Genomic DNA, 16,508 nt, shown 5'->3' with positions numbered 1-16,508 from the left:
ATCGGTGAACACTTCGATGTGATTGAACGGCGTACCTGTTCGGTCATTAGTCTCAGATCGAGAAGCAAGTTTTGATACCTTGCTGTAATCGTTGTGACAGAGCCGCAATTGCAAAGAATTGTTTAGGTGCTGCGATTGCAGTTCCATAAGGTCATCTAAATATAGCGCCCAGGAAAAATGATTATCATTATCATTGCCGTGTAAACTCTGAAAAGTTGTTTAGGTCTAGGATTTTTTTCCTTGCACCTATAGAGGAGTCAGTCATTGACATGGTTTCAATCCTAAATTCCACCGTTTCTTCAGCAGGCACTGTTTCAGAGCCGCTTTCAATCAGCGCTCTCTTAACGGACGCTGATGTTGTTTCCCTGGAAGAACTACCGCCAATCTGGCAGCGCATCGCCAACCGCGAGGTAGCGGTGGGTCACCCTGAGCCGGATTTTCTAGTAGTGCTAGCGCGGTTGTTTCTAACCAAGGCAACGGACCGCAGTCCCGAGGTCTTTCGGGAGGGGTTTGACTTCCAAGCCTTCTACCGGCAAGGGGCTATGTCAACCTTAGAGTTTTTCGGTCAGGACTTCAGGACTACGGCTTACCCTGACTTCAATCAGGTAATGCAAACAGCCAGAGCAACTGACGGGGCCGAAAGAGTCGTAGCTTTTGTGCGGGAAGTTTTCTCTCGGTTAGGCTATGCTTTACCAGCTTGTTTCTACTGGATGCTGCTGTGTCCAATTGAGCGAGCGTCAATCCACGAGGCTCGTCCCATGTTTTTCGACCCTCATATGCAAGGAGTGAAGCGGGCCTATGACGCCTGCCTGCATAGTCTGAATGTAACGGCAGTGCAAATGCTAGTGCAATCGTGTGCTAGTCGTCAGGGGCTGTTGATTCAACACGGCTGTGGCTGCGACCATTCGCTGGCTCAGCTAATTCCAGGCTCAGCAGAAGTTACGTTTGCTTTTGAAAGCGAGCTGGGGCGTCGCAAGGCAATAACGGCTTATCTCTGGCGCTGTTGGAATGAATATTTGCTGTTTCCGCTAGGGGTTCACGCTAAAAGTTTGGCCTTGTAAACACGTTTGCCGTCAAGGTGGCTACGGCAAAGGTTTACGAAAACTTAGTTTCTACCCCCCCGACCTGTTTGGGCTACCGTGTATACATAAGTCAGAGAATATCGCTAGAACCATTGATTCTAAAGGGTTTTAAATATTTACTAAAGCTACTAATTGAGTCTCAATCATGAATTCTATTGAGAAAGCTTTAGGAGGTATCAAGCTATTTAGGACCATAACTCTCGGTTTAATTCAATAGTCTCGTAGATGTGTATAGGCAGTAGCCGTAGGGGGGCTGTTGTTTTTAACAATTTCCACCAATCAAGACAATTGCATTACTGGCTGGGTTGAGCCTTGGCGAATTGCGATCGCAGGTGCTGGTATCAGTGGGTTTGCCATTCTCGGTCACTTAGTCACTCAACTACGTGACCAAACAGAGAGGCCTATACAGATATCTCTCTTTCAGCCAGAGCGTACCTACCAAGAGGCTAATCTGACCAAGGCTCAGAAAACTCGGCTGGCTCATTTCAAGGCACTAAATAAGCAAACATTCATCGGTGGCGGACAGGTTTACGACCCGATGCAGCCCGCCTTGTTCACCTTTAACGGCGGCAGTGCTGTCCGCGGGTTTGACTTTGCCCAACAGCGCTTCGACACAGCGAACTACTTCAACTGGATGCAGGCCAATCGTGACCTGCTAGCGGTGCTATACCCTGATTTTGCTCCAGAGCAGGGACAACAGCGTCATCCTGACCATAACCTGGACGATCTTCACGGAACCAGTCCCCGAGGAGCCTATGGCCTCTATCTAGACGAGCAGTTTCGGAGGCTGCTGGCCCACCTGCCTAGCCACATCATGGTGCAGACGATTCCTCAAGCGGTACAAAGCTTTGTCCCCTCCGAACAGAGGGTTCACGTGCAGACGGCAACCGCGTCTTATCAGGTCAATCAGCTCGTGTGTACCATCGGCCATCGGTTTGCACCCATTCGCCCTGAGTGGCAGGGACAGGTATTTGCGGCGTATCCGTGCGATCGCTACGGGGCGGAATTACCTGCCCATCTGACGATAGTAGGTGCAGGACCATCGGGTATAGAGGTGGCCTTGCATGCACTGCACAACCTGGGAGTAGAGCGAGTCAGTCTGGTGAGCCACCGAGGCTATGCCCGACTGCCTCAGATAGAACCTGCTGTATCGTACACTTGCCCCTGGCTGACGCGGCAGCAGATGCAGCGCAATCCTACAGCTCGGTGGGCGCAATACTTGCTGAGACAGTCACTTCTCACGGCCTACCGAGTGAGTGATATCGCTTATCCGGGATGGGAGGCAATGCTACACATCGAGAATTATGGCTGTTTTCTCGCTGACTACCTGCAACAGGCAACCCCAGCCCACCCCCTAGCCCGTTTAGCTCGTCCAGTAATGTCTTTCTACGGTCAGACGAAGGACCTGCTGCCAAGCGACGAGCGGGTAAAATTGCGGCAACTGTTAAGCAGTGTGAAACATCTGTTTGCAACCCAGTCGTGGGCTTGTGCTGAGCTGATGCTAGCGGCGATGCGGGCTGGGCGTTTGTCTTTGCAAGCTGGCACATTCTTGAACCATTGCGAAACGCCAACGATTGTATGGCCTGACAGCAAGCAGTGGCAGCCAAAATCCGTGATTTTAGCTACCGGCTTCGATAGCCAGATCGCACCGATTTATAGTCTGGCTGTTGCCCAGGGTGCAGCGGTAGTCGACGACAGTGGTAAGCTAGCGGTCAACTCGACCACGGGGGCACTGATCGACGCGTATGGGACGACTACAAACTGTTACCAAATCGTAGGAACATCGCTGAGTTCAGTTGATCGACAAGCCGCTCAGACTGCCAAGGCTCTGGTTCAGCAGATGGCTCTGTCGCAAGAAACATCAGTCTGACCTCCTCGAAGCCTTTCCCTTTGGTCGTTTCGATCCATACCCATTGAGACGTTATTGGTCTGCCCGTGTAACCGTAACCTGACAGCCCCTAGACAAAGAATTTGATAATGATTATCATTCTCGTATCTTCAGTAATTCGGGTAACCCAGTGTGAGCCATCCCCAAACGGATCAGTCCTATGACGTTGTGATTGTCGGCGCGGGAGCCGCCGGTATTGGTTGTGGCGTTGTGCTCAAAGAGCTGGGTCTAGAGCACTTCACAATTTTAGACCGACACCAGGTGGGCGCTTCCTTTAGCCGCTGGCCTGAGGAGATGAACTTCATCACCCCGTCATTTCCCAGCCATGGCTTTGGGCTGCTCGACCTGAATGCAGTCACATTGAAGACTTCGCCTGCGATCGCATTTCGCCGCGAACACATTAGCGGCAAACAGTATGCACTGTACTTGCAGACCGTTGCCGATCACTTTGAGCTGCCGATTCAGACTGAGATAGATGTGCAGAGCGTTACACATTTGCCCCAGGGAGGTTTTACCCTGCGCACCAGCAGCGGCGAAATATCCACACAGTTTGTGATTTGGGCCGCCGGAGAATATCAATATCCCCGTCTCAATACCTTCCCAGGGGCAGAGCACTGTGTCCACAATAGTCAAATTCAGTCGTGGACCGATTTAGAAGGGGATGAATTCATCATCATCGGCGGCTATGAAAGCGGTATGGATGCCGCGGCCAATTTAGTGGCCATAGGAAAGAAAGTCGGCGTGCTTGATCGCACCGGAGCCTGGGCAAATCCCGACACCGACCCCAGCGTATCCCTATCGCCTTACACCCTGCAGCGTCTGGAATTTGTCTATAACACCGGTCGCCTGGACCTAGTGGGTAACGCCCCCATTGAAGAGGTCAAACCCATTTCCGGTGGTTATGCGGTCTACAGCGAATACCAGAAGTGGGTGACGGCCCATCCCCCGATTCTTTGCACCGGTTTCGACACCAGTTTGAAACAGATTTCCCCACTGTTCGACTGGTCCAAAGGTTATGCAGCCCTCACGGAAAATGACGAATCTACCCTTACCCCAGGTCTGTTTGTGAGTGGTCCCTCCGTCCGCCATGGCGACCTGATTTTTTGCTTTATTTATAAATTTCGTCAGCGGTTTGCCGTCATCGCCAATGCGATCGCCCAGCGTCTCAGCATTGACCCCACCCCCCTTGATGCCTACCGCCAGGCCGGACTCTTTCTCGACGATCTCTCCTGCTGCGACAACGACTGCATTTGTTAGCAAGTTTTGAATTTTGAATTCTTCTCCTCAGCTACCAACTCAAAACTAAGAGCTAAGAACTAAGAACTAAGAACTAAGAACTTGCACCTTTCTCCTCTCCCTTCTCCTCTTCTCTCCATGCCCAAGTCAGGTGTCAGGAAGTACCCCATCCACCCGTCTACTCATCTCCTCCCCCTTTCCCACTCCCCATCCCCATGCCCAATACCTTGCCTGCCCAGCAAACAATTGTCCTCATCGGCAAAGAAAGTACTGGCAAATCTGCCCTAGCGGCGGCCCTCACCGGCCAATGCCCCACCAGTACCAATATTCAGGGTTCAACCATTGCCTGCGATCGCTATCGGTTAGGCGATACTCTCTTGATCGACACCCCCGGCATTCTCTTTCGTGCCGACACCGCCACCACCCGAGCGGCCCTGGCCCAACTCCAGGCCCATGACACCATTGTGTTGTTGGTCAAAGCCACACATATCGATGATGACCTGGCGGACCTGCTACCGTTAGTTGCCGGGAAGCAAGGGTTGGTAGTGGTCACCTTCTGGGATAAGGTCATGGCCTCTGAGTTTACCCAGCAGGTGGTGAAACGTTGGGAACAAGCTGCCCAGGTGAGATTTATTCCTGTGGATGCTCGCCATTTAAGTTCGGATCAGCGTCAACAGATTCTAGGGGCACTCCAGACACCGACCGTTTTTCCCCAACAGTGGCACCCGATCCCAGCGGGTTGGTACATTGAACCCCATCCTACCTGGCTAGAACATCGGCGCTGGGGCTGGTTGTTGGCAGTACTTTTATTGTTGTTGCCTGCCGTCCTTGCCGTTGGTGTGGCTAATGGGGTGGCAGGGGTGCTGGACTCCCTTGTACAAGCTGGATTAGATCCTCTGATTACGGTTCTGTCTCAAACACCATCACTGCTACAAGAGATTTTGATTGGCCGCTATGGCCTGGTCACCATGGGGCCGCTGTTATTTGTCTGGGCGGTGCCTACGGTGATTCTGTACGCTCTGTTTTTAGGCGCGTATAAAGCAAGTGGGTTAGTGGAACGCATTACCGTAGCGCTGCACCCACTCCTGCGACCGTTTGGCCTATCCGGGCGAGATTTGGTACGGGTGATTATGGGATTTGGCTGCAATGTGCCCGCCGTGATCAGTACTCGTGCCTGTTCCAGCTGTTCTCGGCAGACCTGTGTGAGTGCGATCGCATTTGGCGCGGCCTGTTCCTACCAGTTTGGAGCCACCCTGGGTGTGTTCAGCGCAGCCAATTTGCCCGGTTTAGTGGTGCCCTATCTGGGCTATTTAACCCTGACCACCCTGATCTATACCCGTCTGATTGCGCCCAAAGCCGCCCGCTCGGTCCACAATACATTGATGATCGAACAGCGCACCTTTTTAGAAATGCCCCGTTGGTCTGCCATCTGGCGTGAAACCCAGGGCACCCTCAAACAGTTTTTCACCAATGCGATTCCCATCTTTTTGGTGATTACAGTGATCGCTTCGGTGCTGGACAGTCTGGGTCTGATCACCCTTCTGGCTGACTGGATTAATCCCCTAATGGGGTTGTTTAATCTGCCCCCAGAGGCGGCTGTACCCATTATTTTGGCCTCAATTCGCAAAGACGGATTGTTACTTTTTGCCGAACCGGGCACCTTGGCCGTATTCACACCCCTGCAAATCTTGACGGGCGTGTACCTGGCTGGAGTGTTGCTGCCCTGCCTGGTCACCGCACTCACCATCGCCCGCGAACAGTCAGTACAGTTTGCGGTAAGGCTGATGGCTCGGCAGGCGATCGCCGCGATCTCGTTTTCAATGTTGCTGGCCTGGGTAGGCCGCTGGGGGTGACCAAAACCAATGCAGTGTTTAGACTGCGACAACAGCTTAATGTATTAGTAAAATGGCAAGTAGAGGAACGGTAGCGTAGTCCTCGTACTCCTCTTATGGGAATCTGAAAATGGTACAAACTCCTTCTAAAACGCTGACGCTCGAAGAATTTCTACAGTTACCAGAAACAGAACCGGCTAGCGAGTACATTGATGGACTGATTATCCAAAAACCAATGCCACAAGGAGAGCATAGCGTCATTCAAACTGAATTAGCGCCCGCCATTAATTTGGCCGTCAAACCCCAGCAAATTGCCCGCGCTTTCACAGAATTACGCTGTACTTTTGGTGGAAGCTCCACTGTACCCGATATTACTGTATTCCTATGGGCTAGAATTCCACGCAAGGAAAATGGCGGGGTGGCCAACGTTTTTGCAATTGCTCCAGATTGGACAATCGAAATTCTTTCACCGAATCAGAGCCAAACTAAAGTCACTAAAAATATTCTGCACTGCCTGAACCATGGCACTCAGATGGGGTGGTTGATTGATTCAGATGAACAATCCGTTTTGGTTCATCGACCGGATCAGCCGACTGTGGTTTATGACGAACCAGAAATGCAGTTGCCAGTACCGGAATTTGCTAAAAACTTTAACCTCACAGTAAAAGAGCTGTTTAACTGGTTAATGGAGTAAAACCGAGAACACTATCTGTCTGCCGATCATCTCAACAAAATGCCTGCTCGCTATCATCAGTCGTGATTCCGCGATCGCGTTTTCAATGCTGCTAGCTTGGATAGGCGGCTGGCTAGCCAGATAAGAGCTAATGCCAGCTAGCCATTAGCTCTACGTTTTAACCCTCTCAGCGCCGTCAACCATTTATTTATAATTCAGCGGGTTCAAACAGACTTGGCTTGTCCCTTAGAGCGCTGCAAACGGCGAGCCAACAGTGCGATCGCACCCATTCCGACTAATGCACCTGGTTCAGGCACCTGGGTGGCAATCATCCGTTGACCGAGTTGTTCGCCTGCTCCCGGATCATCCAGAAGCTGTGCCCGCGTACGGGTAAAGAAAGCCACATCGAGATGGGTACCAAAGCCCACCGACAGGTCAGGAAACTCATCGCCAAAATCAGTCAGGTGAACGTGGGGAATCGGCTCTCCATCCACAACTGGAGCTGCCGACCAGAAATTTAGCCCCGTTGCCCCAACGGGCTCCCCTGCTTCATCAAATAGAACCGTGTATTCTCCAAGATCAATGCCATTCGGCTCATCAAAAGAGCCATCTTGCAAAATCTCACCCGTCTGAGTATCGAAATTAAAGTTGAACCCCGAATAGGTGAGGTGATTATCCTCAAACTCTTGAATCAGGTTGCCTTGCGGATCGTAAAAGGCGATGTCAAATGCCTCTAAATCGTCACCTCGAACAATCCCATCTTCATAGGTTTGGGCATCGTCGTAGCTAAATTGCCCCTCAGCGCTATAACCCAGAATTTGCCCTGTCCATGAAAGGCGAAAGCTGGCCGCCTGGGCTGGAGTCAGGGTGCATAGACTCAGGGCCGTGCCGATTGCAATCGCACCACCTAGCTTGCCGGTAAGAGAAACCATTGACTTGCCAAAACTGGACATCGAGAAAACCTCAATCTTTAATTAGAATGATTATCATTCTCACAATATGCGAATATACAGAGGTGGATGTGAACTCTTTGTAAAGTTGGTGTCTACGAATGTAAAGCAGACCGAGAAAGAGGCTTCCGCAGTTCCCAAATCAACGGCCAATCAACGCTCTCAGGCCCAACTATTGTTACTCTCTGTCCTATGTCATCTCCATTTGTTGCCCGTACCTCGGTTGAAGCTGTCGAAGAAGGGATGCTCCTGGCCCCTAAGTTTGACGCCCATGGGCTTATCCCCGTTGTCACCACAGATGCTGACACCGGCGAGGTTTTGATGCACGCCTACATGAACGAAGCCGCATTGCTAAAAACCCTGGAAACAGGTGAAGCTCACTACTACAGCCGCAGCCGTCAGCGGCTCTGGCACAAGGGAGCCACCAGTGGTTTGGTGCAAAATGTGCAGCAATTGTTGATTGACGATGATCAAGATTGCCTATGGATGAAGGTCAAAGTGGCCGGTTCAGGGGCCAGTTGCCATGTGGGCTATCGCTCTTGCTTTTACCGCGAAATTTCTCTTGGCGAGGGCGATCTGGCGGGTCCCGTTACTCTCACCTTTACAGAAACCTCCAAAACGTTTAACCCCGTCGCCGTCTATGGGGATGCGTCTAATCCCACTCAACTTTAAACTGAAGGACAGTAAACTGAGGACAGTACCATGCCGCTGCGTCACCAACCCGCTCCACCCACTCCCTGGGATAGCGATCTGGATCAACCTGATATTGCTGCATCTGCCTATGTCCATCCTCAGTGCAGTCTGATTGGAGATGTGCAACTGGGTGAAAATGTAATGGTCGCCCCCAATACCTCTATTCGTGCGGATGAAGGGGCTCCCTTTTACATTGGTGCGAATACCAATATTCAGGATGGGGTGGTTATCCATGGGTTAGAGCAGGGACGCATTTTAGGGGATGACCAGCAAGCCTACTCGGTATGGATTGGCCATGATACCTGCATCACCCACATGGCGTTGATCCATGGTCCCGCTTACGTTGGCAATGAGTGTTTTATTGGCTTTCGCTCGACGGTGTTTAATGCCCAGGTGGGCCACGGCTGCATTGTGATGATGCACGCCCTGATCCAGGATGTGGAGATTCCCGCCGGTAAGTATGTGCCGTCAGGAGCGGTGATTACCACACAGCAAGCTGCTGACCGGTTGCCGGATGCTAACGATAGCGATCGCAGCTTCTCTCACCATGTGGTCGAAATCAATCAAGCCTTACGGGCCGGATATCGCTGTGCAAACGATATCGCCTGCGTCACCCCTTTTCAGAATGCGGTCTCCGGTAATGGCTCTCGATCGATGCCGCAAAATGGCAAGGCGGCTCCGTTACAGACAGACATCATAGACATCATCCGGCAACAACTCCACCAAGGCCACCGCATTGGCCTGGAATTTGCCGATGCAAGACGATTCAACGTGGGTTCTTGGCAGAGTGGCCCGACGATTACCAGTGCCCATGAGGCTCAGGTGCGAACCCAGGTGGAACAGTTTTTGGCCAGTCATCCTGGTGACTATGTAAGATTGTTGAGCATTGACCCTAGGGCAAAACAGCGTCAGCTAGAGAAAGTAATTCAAAAGCCAGAGTAAGCATCAAAGGTTAAATCATTGGCCAGTAAGGGATGCGAATTTTGAAATCCCGATGGATACGGATATTCCAACAATGTCGTGCCAAACAACAATGCGATAACCTGATTAATCGACCCCGCCGTAACCCCTACTTTAATGCAATTGAGGACAACCCAGTAGGTTGGGTCCTAGGGCGGCCTCCCGGCCCTAGCCATGGGGGTTTGGGGAACTCGGAGGGACCCCAAGCAACCGGTTTTGGGTCCCTCCGATCATATCTCGATTAAGTATGAACGAAGTAATAAGCCTTACAGATTTTCTCATACTCGGATCAAGAAACTGGTAAATTTGTTATCCATCCCAATCACAACAGCTATGAAGCCGCCCAAAATTAGTCCTGTCATTACCTCCCGCCTGGGGCGTCGCGCTTTTCTCGCGATGACAGGGGTTATGATCGGCACAGTCGCCAGCAGTAGCCTTTGGAGTCCTGCGGCCCATGCTTACGATGTCACCCTCTCGCCAACGAACCCAAGGCTGGGCGATACTATCTCGGTAGTGATCTCCGGCGCTTCAGCGGCTAGTACTGCCCCGGTTGTTTCGGTCAATGGCACTGATTATCCCAGCTTTCTGGTATCCGGCAATCGCTACCGAGCCTTTATTCCCACCAGTCCGCTCGATACTCCCGGACGTCTGACGTTGGATGTTTCTGCGGCAGGCTCATCGCGCCGCCTAACGGTAAACCTGGCGGGTCGCTCCTTTGCCACCCAGCGCATTTGGCTTCCGGCGGGTAGCACCGACCTGGGGACCGATCACGAATTTGACCGCGTTGCTGAATTTAAGCGCATCGTCACACCAGAACGTCACTGGCAAGGGGCTCTGACCCGTCCTAGCCAGGGCTACGTCAGTACTGTATTTGGAGTCCGGCGATATTACAACGGCGAGTTCGCCGAGAACTATTACCACCGAGGTGTGGACTATGCTGCTGCTACCGGGTCGCCGGTTGTTTCTCCAGCGGCGGGCACCATCCGGCTAGTGGGGCGAGTGGTTGATGGTTTTGAACTGCACGGCAACACCATCGGTATTGACCACGGTCAGGGTGTGTTGAGCATTATGATTCACCTGAGCCGCATAGACGTTGCTGAAGGAGACTTTGTTACCGCTGGACAGGTGATTGGCGGTGTGGGGTCAACGGGGGCATCAACTGGCCCGCACCTGCATTGGGGCCTTTATGTGAATGGGGTGGCCGTTGATCCGGTTCCCTGGCGCTTTGAGGGTGTTGAGTAGTCTTTATGAGCTTTACTCTGGCGTAAGAATAGTATCGAGACCAAGATGCTTCACAAAGGGGAGAAAGTCTCGATCTGAGAATAATAAAGAGTGTTTCTCTTCAATACAGAACGTGGCAATAATCACGTCGATTGTTTTTCGAATGGTGATGCCTTGCTTTCTTAGGGTGCGAAAATTATCGGCACTTCTTATTGCTAAATGGGTATTCGTGAGTTGAAATACGGTCAATGATAAGAGGAGGTCTTTAGCTGTTGCATAGTCTTTATCCTGTTCTCATCTGATTGAGGTCACCTTCCCAAAGTAGCTTGCCTCGAAAAGCTTTGATTTTTTCTTGTCGTTTGAGTTGTATTAGCATTTTTAGGGCTAATTCGATGACTTGATCGGTAGCGGTTAGACCAGTAGTTTGTAAGGCATCGGCGATTAAGGCATCATCTATTTCAACGCTGGTTTTCATGATTTTCTTAATAGATTAGCTTCAGGTTATTTGAGTATTAGGCTGTAAATCATGGCTACAAATAGCTATCAACTACAGTGATAGTTCATCTGCATTATACCCAAGTAACTATTCTGAGTGCCTTAGCATACTATTCTCTAGTGATTTCTTAATCTGGATTAAAACCTATGAAACGTCAGGTTAGACACATCAACTGAGTGAATGGGCTACGTCAGTACCGTATTTGGCGTTCAGCGATATTACAACGGCGAGTTTGCTGGAAACTATTACCACCGAGGTGTGGACTACGCGGCCGCCACCGGGTCGCCGGTTGTCTCTCCAGCGGCGGGTTACATTCGGCTGGTAGGGAGAGTGGTTGATGGCTTCGAACTCCACGGGAATACCATCGGTATCGACCATGGTCAGGGCGTATTGAGCATTATGATTCACCTGAGTCGTATAGACGTTGCTGAAGGAGACTTTGTCACTGCCAGACAGGTGATTGGCGGAGTCGGATCAACAGGGGCATCAACTGGCCCGCATTTGCACTGGAGGCTTTACGTGCATGGTGTGGCCGTTGATCCGGTTCCCTGGCGATTTGAGGGTGTTGAATAGTCTTTTGTTGTCTTAAACTAAAAAGAAAATCTTGATTGATGACAGTCATCGAGTCATACAGTTATTTAACGTTTGCATCAACTTACTCTGACGACTATGTGTGATTGTTGAGCATCGACCCTAGGGCAAAACAGCGTCAGCCAGAATGCATAATTCAGAAGCCGGAGTGAGTCTTAAAAAGAGAATTCTGTGCTATGGTGTGCTTCGTAAAATTTTCGAATTCTGTTAACATTTTCTGCAGTCAGCTGTCGCTCAGCTTCACGTGAGCGGCGGCCAATATTTTTGATCAATCCGTAGATTACTCATTCAGTCTGCTCCTGCGTTATTTATGTTAGCTAGCCCTATTCAAACACAAGAATAGAAGAGAGCTTCAAAGCAAACTTAGAGGAAACTATTAACCTGGACTGAACTATAAAATACTTTCAATGAGCGATTCTAGATCTTCTGGGAAAATACCTAAATTTATGGAGGGTATTGCATCATGAAGCTCATTTTTAAGCTTATACATCTTGCTACCAGACTTTTCAACAGTCTTAAGAAAACCACCCTTATATAAAAGATCTAGTAGTTTCTCAATACCTTTAGGATATGTCACCTTACAATTTTGCTTTATTTTATTGAGCGATCTTTGACTGGTATCAATATAACCAATTATAGACGAGATATCTCTCCTCAAATTTTCAAGTTTTTTTGTCTTCTTGGAAACATTTAATGTAAAAACATCATCAAGATTGCAGTTAAAATATTCGCAAGTTGAGTCAAAATACGTTTTTCTTATTCCCTTAGTTTTTGGAATATGTATATTGCTAAATTTTGTCGTATAGAAGACTATTCCATCCTTATCGGGAAAATTACATTTAAAAAATGAATAATATCCATCAAAGCGACTATCTTGCACGTTGATTTGACTAAAGTCTAATGCACCAAAATCTCCATATATAAACAACCCAATTATCAAATCTTTTGTTTCATATACATCCTTAATCAACTGAGTTCTAATCTCTTTATCGCCAGCTTTTTCAATCTCTACAAGGATATACAGCAGTGCTGAAATACTTTTCCGAATTCTTTCCCTCTCAGCCTCCTTCTGTTGCTCATTGAAGAGTATATTCTTAAATTCTTTTATACAATCTTTTATAATCTCCTTTAGATTTACATTCTCCTCAGACAGTGTCTCAACAAGTTTTAGGAAAATATCGCCTTCGCCTTGATAGCACTCTTTCAATATCAATGCTATTTTGCGCATAGCCTGTTTACGAACTAGGGCATGATGCACAAAACGAGACTTAATGAGATTAGGAAGAACGTCATATTTCAGTTCAATATCATTGTTAGAAAGTTTCAGTAAAGGATTTTTGATGTAGTTCTTACTATCCTGCCCAGTAGAAAGCTTGATATATTCATCAAAATCTTTCTTAGATAGTTTTCCAGAATACTCAATCACAATTTCTTCTAGCAATAGAAACATTCCGTCAATGTCAATATTTAAAGATTGCTTGTCAATTTCTCTTTGCAATAAGTTAATTAAAAGCTTGTCAAGCTTATTATCCTTAAATAGATACTCTGTTCTACCTGGTGCTGATTGATCTGGTCGATCTACAATTTCACAAACCCAATCCACAAATAATGGGATTATATACTGATCCTGAACTAGGGAATTGTTCTCAATAAAGCCGTTTACTTCTTTAATTCTTCTCTTCTTAATCTCGACAGCTTCGCTTCTATACCGCTTATTTAAGAATTCTAAGAGATCAGATTCCTCAAACCCTTGGAGCTGATAATAGTCAATGTTTGAAATAGACTCTAACTCTTTTATTTTAGGCAAAAAATGTTCTCTAGTAGTCACAATGATCTTAGTACTTTGAAAGCGTTCATGTAAGATTTTTAGTGATTTAAAGAACTGCTCTAAGTCAAATTTTTCATTAAGAGCAGATTCAAGCTCTTCAATGGCATCAATAATGACAACAATATTACCTGCAATGAAATTTAACCTGAAGTGCTCTTCCGATATTTGGCTAAACTCTAGACTATCTTCTTGGCAGAGCTTGTACAAATCCTTTAGGGAACTAATTTCTGTTTTTTCAGACAAGAAGTATTTAACAACTCTTTCACCTTTTACATAAAACGCCTTCTTTCTTATACTCTCAATTTGAGATATCTTATGGACTAACGTATTGCAAAAAGTTGTTTTGCCAACTCCACCTGATCCATAAACTACCGAGATAGATGAATATCGATAATCATCTAGAATTTCCAAGAAGAAATCAATACTTTTTTTATGTAAAAGATTAAGAGTGTCATCAGTTAGCTGGTAGATTTTCTGGTCTATAAAATCGCTTCTCTGGCTAGATTCCCCAATATCTTCATCATCTATCGTGTAGTCCCACACTATATCATCAAGATAATGAACATTCTGTCCTAGAATTCCATTGAGATTGTATTCGTTAAAATATTTATATATGTCACTTTTCCTATCCACAACCCTATTCCCTTGCCTTTTTTTGACAAGAAAAATTTCTAGGCTTTCTGGCAAACTATTCTCAAATTTCTCAAAAAAGTGAGGGAAGGTATGTTTGTTTGGAGTATATTTTCCTAGAAAGAGAAACCCTTCTGTGGAACCTTTTCTCGCAAGAGTATAGTATTCATAATATATTTTGGGGGCTTGCGAAAGTTTGATACCTTTGTTTTCAGAAAGAAATTTTATATCTCTAGGTGAAACAATTAAGCTAAGAATATCTCGTGCTTCAATCTTTATTTCAGGCTTTACGGATGGTATCTTTAGTACTTTTTTCTTTTTATCTTTAAGATCAAGCCTAGAAATTGTTTCTTGAAACTCTTCAGAAATTGAGTGCGAGGCAGTCTCTATGATTGCATTTTCCCTATACAACAATGTTCCTCTGCTGTATGTTCTCGAAGGGGTTTCCAAGTCCTTTTCAAGATAAATCAAGTAACTATGAGCCTGAATTGTAATAAAAACGACTGTTTTTCCGTCGGCAGTATGATAGTCAACGTCAAAATTCAAAGGCTGGCTAGTGTAATTTTTCAGTCTTTGTGTGATTTCATCTTTTACCTTACCTTGGGGCTTAGAATTGCCTTTCGAATCAGTAATGTGAATATGACGGATTTCGTTTTTGCTCTCATCCAAGCCAACTACCAGCAACCCAATCTCGCCAATTGAATTGATACTTCCATTAGCCAGAGAAATTAGATCCTTAACCAGCTCATTCTTATGTTTCACATCGTCTTTATACCAATAAGCCTTAAAGTCGATTTTTTCTCCTTCGTTTCCATTTTTTTTTGCAAATTCTAGGATCTCGTCAAAAAATATTTTTTTTCCATCATTCTTTGATTCAGTGAGTTTATGATTTTTAACTATTCTTGCTGTTAGGCAAACTTTAATGTTGTCTAGGCCTAATGGTCTCAAGACTCTCATCTCAGACTTTAATATTCTAATCTCCAAAAAGCCAAATGCCCTGTCACTATTGTTTGCGTTTTGGTCCGCTTGGGCCAGCAATGTAGCTTGTGTGAACGGCAGCTAGATCTCATTAGATCGACACTGTCAGTCTATCTACCTGAAATAGGGTGGATATGTTAATTTTCCCAGTATATCTGCTAAAACTGACGATATATTGCAATTTTCTCATATAATACGCTTATATTGGGTGAATCCATTGCAAGTTTCAGTGTAGCTGTCGAGTTTTCTCAGTAAGTTTTTCTAATTGCAGGTCAAGATAAATACATTTATTCTGTGCCTACCACCTATATTACCCTGGCATGAAAATAGGAGTGGTAGCTACGCCGCATAAGCAATCTTTGGATGACGAAAATAGCGACTGACTCTTGCGGGTAGTTTCTGCAATCGCATGAGCACCGAAGCTGTTCTCTTTTTCAGTTGTTTTACACTCATCGTAGGTGGTTTGTCATGCACCTGCTGCTTGACATCGTTGTTGAGGTATTCTGCTGGATTCAAATCAGGCGAATACGCCGGTAGATAGAAGACTTCTATCTCGTCGTTATGGGCCTCTAGCCAAGCCTGCACTATCCGTCTGGTGTGAACGGGAGACAGTCTACGATTAAAAATAACTTGCCCTGCCTGGTTCGTACAAGCTGCTGTAGAAACCGCAAGTAAAGGGGACCATCGAAGGTTTGGGTGTAGAGCATGAAACGGACTATCCCACCGTTGCTGATGCTAGCGATGTAGTTCACTCGGCTGCGTTGTCGACCACTATGCGGCGCTACCGGCGTCTTGCCTTTGGGACTGTAACTTCGACCACGTTGGTCAGTTGAGCGTACCCCCGCCTCATCCTCTCAGTGGATCTCGGCCTCTTCTGCGTTCGCTCTAGCTTTGATAGCTGGATAGTCCTCATCAAGCCATTGGGCAACCGCATCTGGTCTTGTTCGTAAGCCCGTTTGAGAGGCCGCTGTGGACTGTAGCCCCACCGCTTCAGATAGTCACCGACTGTGCGTACTGGCATGTGAAGCTCGCACTGCTCAGCAATCAAGGATTGAACCGCTCGACGGGTCCACAATGCACTCTCAATCCCATAATCCTCCGGATATCCCGTCTCGATCAAGGTACGGAGGTGTACCTGCTGCACGTCACTTAGATGCTGCCCCGATCCGGGTTGACGGCCTCGCTTTTGCTGCACCAACGCAGCCTCTCCCTGGGCGTTGTATTGACGCCACCACTTGCCGATTACACTCTTATTCACACCAAGATAGTCGGCAATGTCACCAACAGGCCTACCTTGCTGGCGTAGGCGAATGGCCTGCTGGCGAAGATAGTTCTGGGTTTCGATACTCAGATGTCTGCCGTCTTGTTTACTCATGCAATAGGATGGTAGATGATTACATCTATCTTACCGCTTCTCTTTGGCCGCCGAGTTAATAGAAGCATAACCACA

The 16,508-nt window shown here is 47.5% G+C and carries 12 protein-coding genes and 3 pseudogenes; 9 read left to right on the top strand and 6 right to left on the bottom strand.

The features are described 5' to 3' along the window. The first annotated feature begins 269 nt into the window (after nucleotides 1–269). The 5 genes from DXZ20_RS15495 (at nucleotide 270) to DXZ20_RS15475 (ending at nucleotide 6,732) form a co-directional block, all read left to right on the top strand. Nucleotides 270–1,061 carry a hypothetical protein gene (locus tag DXZ20_RS15495; RefSeq protein ID WP_163699097.1) on the top strand — a complete coding sequence of 264 codons (792 nt, stop codon included), beginning with the start codon at nucleotides 270–272 and terminating at the stop codon, nucleotides 1,059–1,061. Between the two features lie 277 nt (nucleotides 1,062–1,338). Next, nucleotides 1,339–2,952 carry an FAD/NAD(P)-binding protein gene (locus DXZ20_RS15490; RefSeq protein WP_163699094.1) on the top strand — a complete coding sequence of 538 codons (1,614 nt, stop codon included), beginning with the start codon at nucleotides 1,339–1,341 and terminating at the stop codon, nucleotides 2,950–2,952. Nucleotides 2,953–3,102: 150 nt separating this feature from the next. Further along, nucleotides 3,103–4,227: an NAD(P)-binding domain-containing protein gene (locus tag DXZ20_RS15485; protein WP_163699093.1), complete on the top strand. Its 1,125-nt coding sequence runs from the start codon at nucleotides 3,103–3,105 to the stop codon at nucleotides 4,225–4,227. 194 nt (nucleotides 4,228–4,421) lie between these two features. Then, nucleotides 4,422–6,059: a nucleoside recognition domain-containing protein gene (locus DXZ20_RS15480; protein WP_163699092.1), complete on the top strand. Its 1,638-nt coding sequence runs from the start codon at nucleotides 4,422–4,424 to the stop codon at nucleotides 6,057–6,059. Nucleotides 6,060–6,168: 109 nt separating this feature from the next. After that, nucleotides 6,169–6,732 (top strand): Uma2 family endonuclease, encoded by a 564-nt coding sequence (locus DXZ20_RS15475; protein ID WP_163699090.1) that lies wholly within the window; start codon nucleotides 6,169–6,171, stop codon nucleotides 6,730–6,732. Nucleotides 6,733–6,935: 203 nt separating this feature from the next. Here DXZ20_RS15475 and DXZ20_RS15470 read toward each other — a convergent pair whose 3' ends face one another. Then, a complete protein-coding gene (locus DXZ20_RS15470; RefSeq protein ID WP_250565774.1) occupies nucleotides 6,936–7,643 on the bottom strand; it encodes a PEP-CTERM sorting domain-containing protein in 708 nt (235 codons plus the stop codon). A 210-nt stretch (nucleotides 7,644–7,853) separates the two neighbouring features. Between DXZ20_RS15470 and hisI the strand changes: the two genes are divergently transcribed. The 3 genes from hisI to DXZ20_RS15455 all read left to right on the top strand — a co-directional run bounded on the left by hisI (nucleotide 7,854) and on the right by DXZ20_RS15455 (nucleotide 10,556). After that, on the top strand, nucleotides 7,854–8,333 hold the full coding sequence (gene hisI / locus DXZ20_RS15465) for a phosphoribosyl-AMP cyclohydrolase (RefSeq protein ID WP_163659557.1): 480 nt from the start codon (nucleotides 7,854–7,856) through the stop codon (nucleotides 8,331–8,333). A 30-nt stretch (nucleotides 8,334–8,363) separates the two neighbouring features. Next, nucleotides 8,364–9,296 carry a RuBisCO small subunit-like domain-containing protein gene (locus tag DXZ20_RS15460; protein ID WP_163699087.1) on the top strand — a complete coding sequence of 311 codons (933 nt, stop codon included), beginning with the start codon at nucleotides 8,364–8,366 and terminating at the stop codon, nucleotides 9,294–9,296. Nucleotides 9,297–9,647: 351 nt separating this feature from the next. Continuing rightward, on the top strand, nucleotides 9,648–10,556 hold the full coding sequence (locus DXZ20_RS15455; protein ID WP_163699085.1) for a M23 family metallopeptidase: 909 nt from the start codon (nucleotides 9,648–9,650) through the stop codon (nucleotides 10,554–10,556). 12 nt (nucleotides 10,557–10,568) lie between these two features. On the opposite strand, the pseudogene vapC reads toward DXZ20_RS15455, so the two are convergent. Both vapC and DXZ20_RS15445 read right to left on the bottom strand, forming a co-directional pair. Beyond that, a pseudogene (gene vapC / locus DXZ20_RS15450) lies at nucleotides 10,569–10,823 on the bottom strand (type II toxin-antitoxin system VapC family toxin); the annotation flags it as partial. Then, nucleotides 10,819–11,010: a type II toxin-antitoxin system VapB family antitoxin gene (locus DXZ20_RS15445; protein WP_163699083.1), complete on the bottom strand. Its 192-nt coding sequence runs from the start codon at nucleotides 11,008–11,010 to the stop codon at nucleotides 10,819–10,821. The pseudogene vapC and the gene DXZ20_RS15445, both read right to left, overlap by 5 nt. A 204-nt stretch (nucleotides 11,011–11,214) precedes the next feature. On the opposite strand from DXZ20_RS15445, the pseudogene DXZ20_RS15440 reads away from it, so the two are divergent. Continuing rightward, nucleotides 11,215–11,604 (top strand): annotated as a pseudogene (locus DXZ20_RS15440) (M23 family metallopeptidase); the annotation flags it as partial. A 409-nt stretch (nucleotides 11,605–12,013) separates the two neighbouring features. Here the strand turns inward: DXZ20_RS15440 and DXZ20_RS15435 are convergent. The 3 genes and pseudogenes from DXZ20_RS15435 to DXZ20_RS37490 form a co-directional block, all read right to left on the bottom strand. Next, nucleotides 12,014–15,118 carry an NACHT domain-containing protein gene (locus DXZ20_RS15435; RefSeq protein WP_163699081.1) on the bottom strand — a complete coding sequence of 1,035 codons (3,105 nt, stop codon included), beginning with the start codon at nucleotides 15,116–15,118 and terminating at the stop codon, nucleotides 12,014–12,016. Between the two features lie 279 nt (nucleotides 15,119–15,397). Further along, a pseudogene (locus tag DXZ20_RS37495) lies at nucleotides 15,398–15,849 on the bottom strand (IS630 family transposase); the annotation flags it as partial. Beyond that, nucleotides 15,840–16,433: a winged helix-turn-helix domain-containing protein gene (locus DXZ20_RS37490; protein ID WP_250565773.1), complete on the bottom strand. Its 594-nt coding sequence runs from the start codon at nucleotides 16,431–16,433 to the stop codon at nucleotides 15,840–15,842. The gene DXZ20_RS37490 and the pseudogene DXZ20_RS37495, both read right to left, overlap by 10 nt. Nucleotides 16,434–16,508 lie beyond the last annotated feature (75 nt).

The sequence above is a fragment of the Adonisia turfae CCMR0081 genome, assembly GCF_011009555.1.
GTDB classification, from domain to species: domain Bacteria; phylum Cyanobacteriota; class Cyanobacteriia; order Phormidesmidales; family Phormidesmidaceae; genus Leptothoe; species Leptothoe turfae.
This window is presented reverse-complemented; position numbering and strand designations above follow the sequence as displayed.

Bases quoted from the DNA above. Each gene is read 5' to 3' on its own strand.
- DXZ20_RS15445 (WP_163699083.1), bottom strand. From the start codon at position 11,010: ATGAAAACCAGCGTTGAAATAGATGATGCCTTAATCGCCGATGCCTTA.
- hisI (WP_163659557.1), top strand. From the start codon at position 7,854: ATGTCATCTCCATTTGTTGCCCGTACCTCGGTTGAAGCTGTCGAAGAA.
- DXZ20_RS15460 (WP_163699087.1), top strand. From the start codon at position 8,364: ATGCCGCTGCGTCACCAACCCGCTCCACCCACTCCCTGGGATAGCGAT.
- DXZ20_RS15475 (WP_163699090.1), top strand. From the start codon at position 6,169: ATGGTACAAACTCCTTCTAAAACGCTGACGCTCGAAGAATTTCTACAG.
- DXZ20_RS15495 (WP_163699097.1), top strand. From the start codon at position 270: ATGGTTTCAATCCTAAATTCCACCGTTTCTTCAGCAGGCACTGTTTCA.
- DXZ20_RS37490 (WP_250565773.1), bottom strand. From the start codon at position 16,433: ATGAGTAAACAAGACGGCAGACATCTGAGTATCGAAACCCAGAACTAT.
- DXZ20_RS15480 (WP_163699092.1), top strand. From the start codon at position 4,422: ATGCCCAATACCTTGCCTGCCCAGCAAACAATTGTCCTCATCGGCAAA.
- DXZ20_RS15455 (WP_163699085.1), top strand. From the start codon at position 9,648: ATGAAGCCGCCCAAAATTAGTCCTGTCATTACCTCCCGCCTGGGGCGT.
- DXZ20_RS15470 (WP_250565774.1), bottom strand. From the start codon at position 7,643: ATGGTTTCTCTTACCGGCAAGCTAGGTGGTGCGATTGCAATCGGCACG.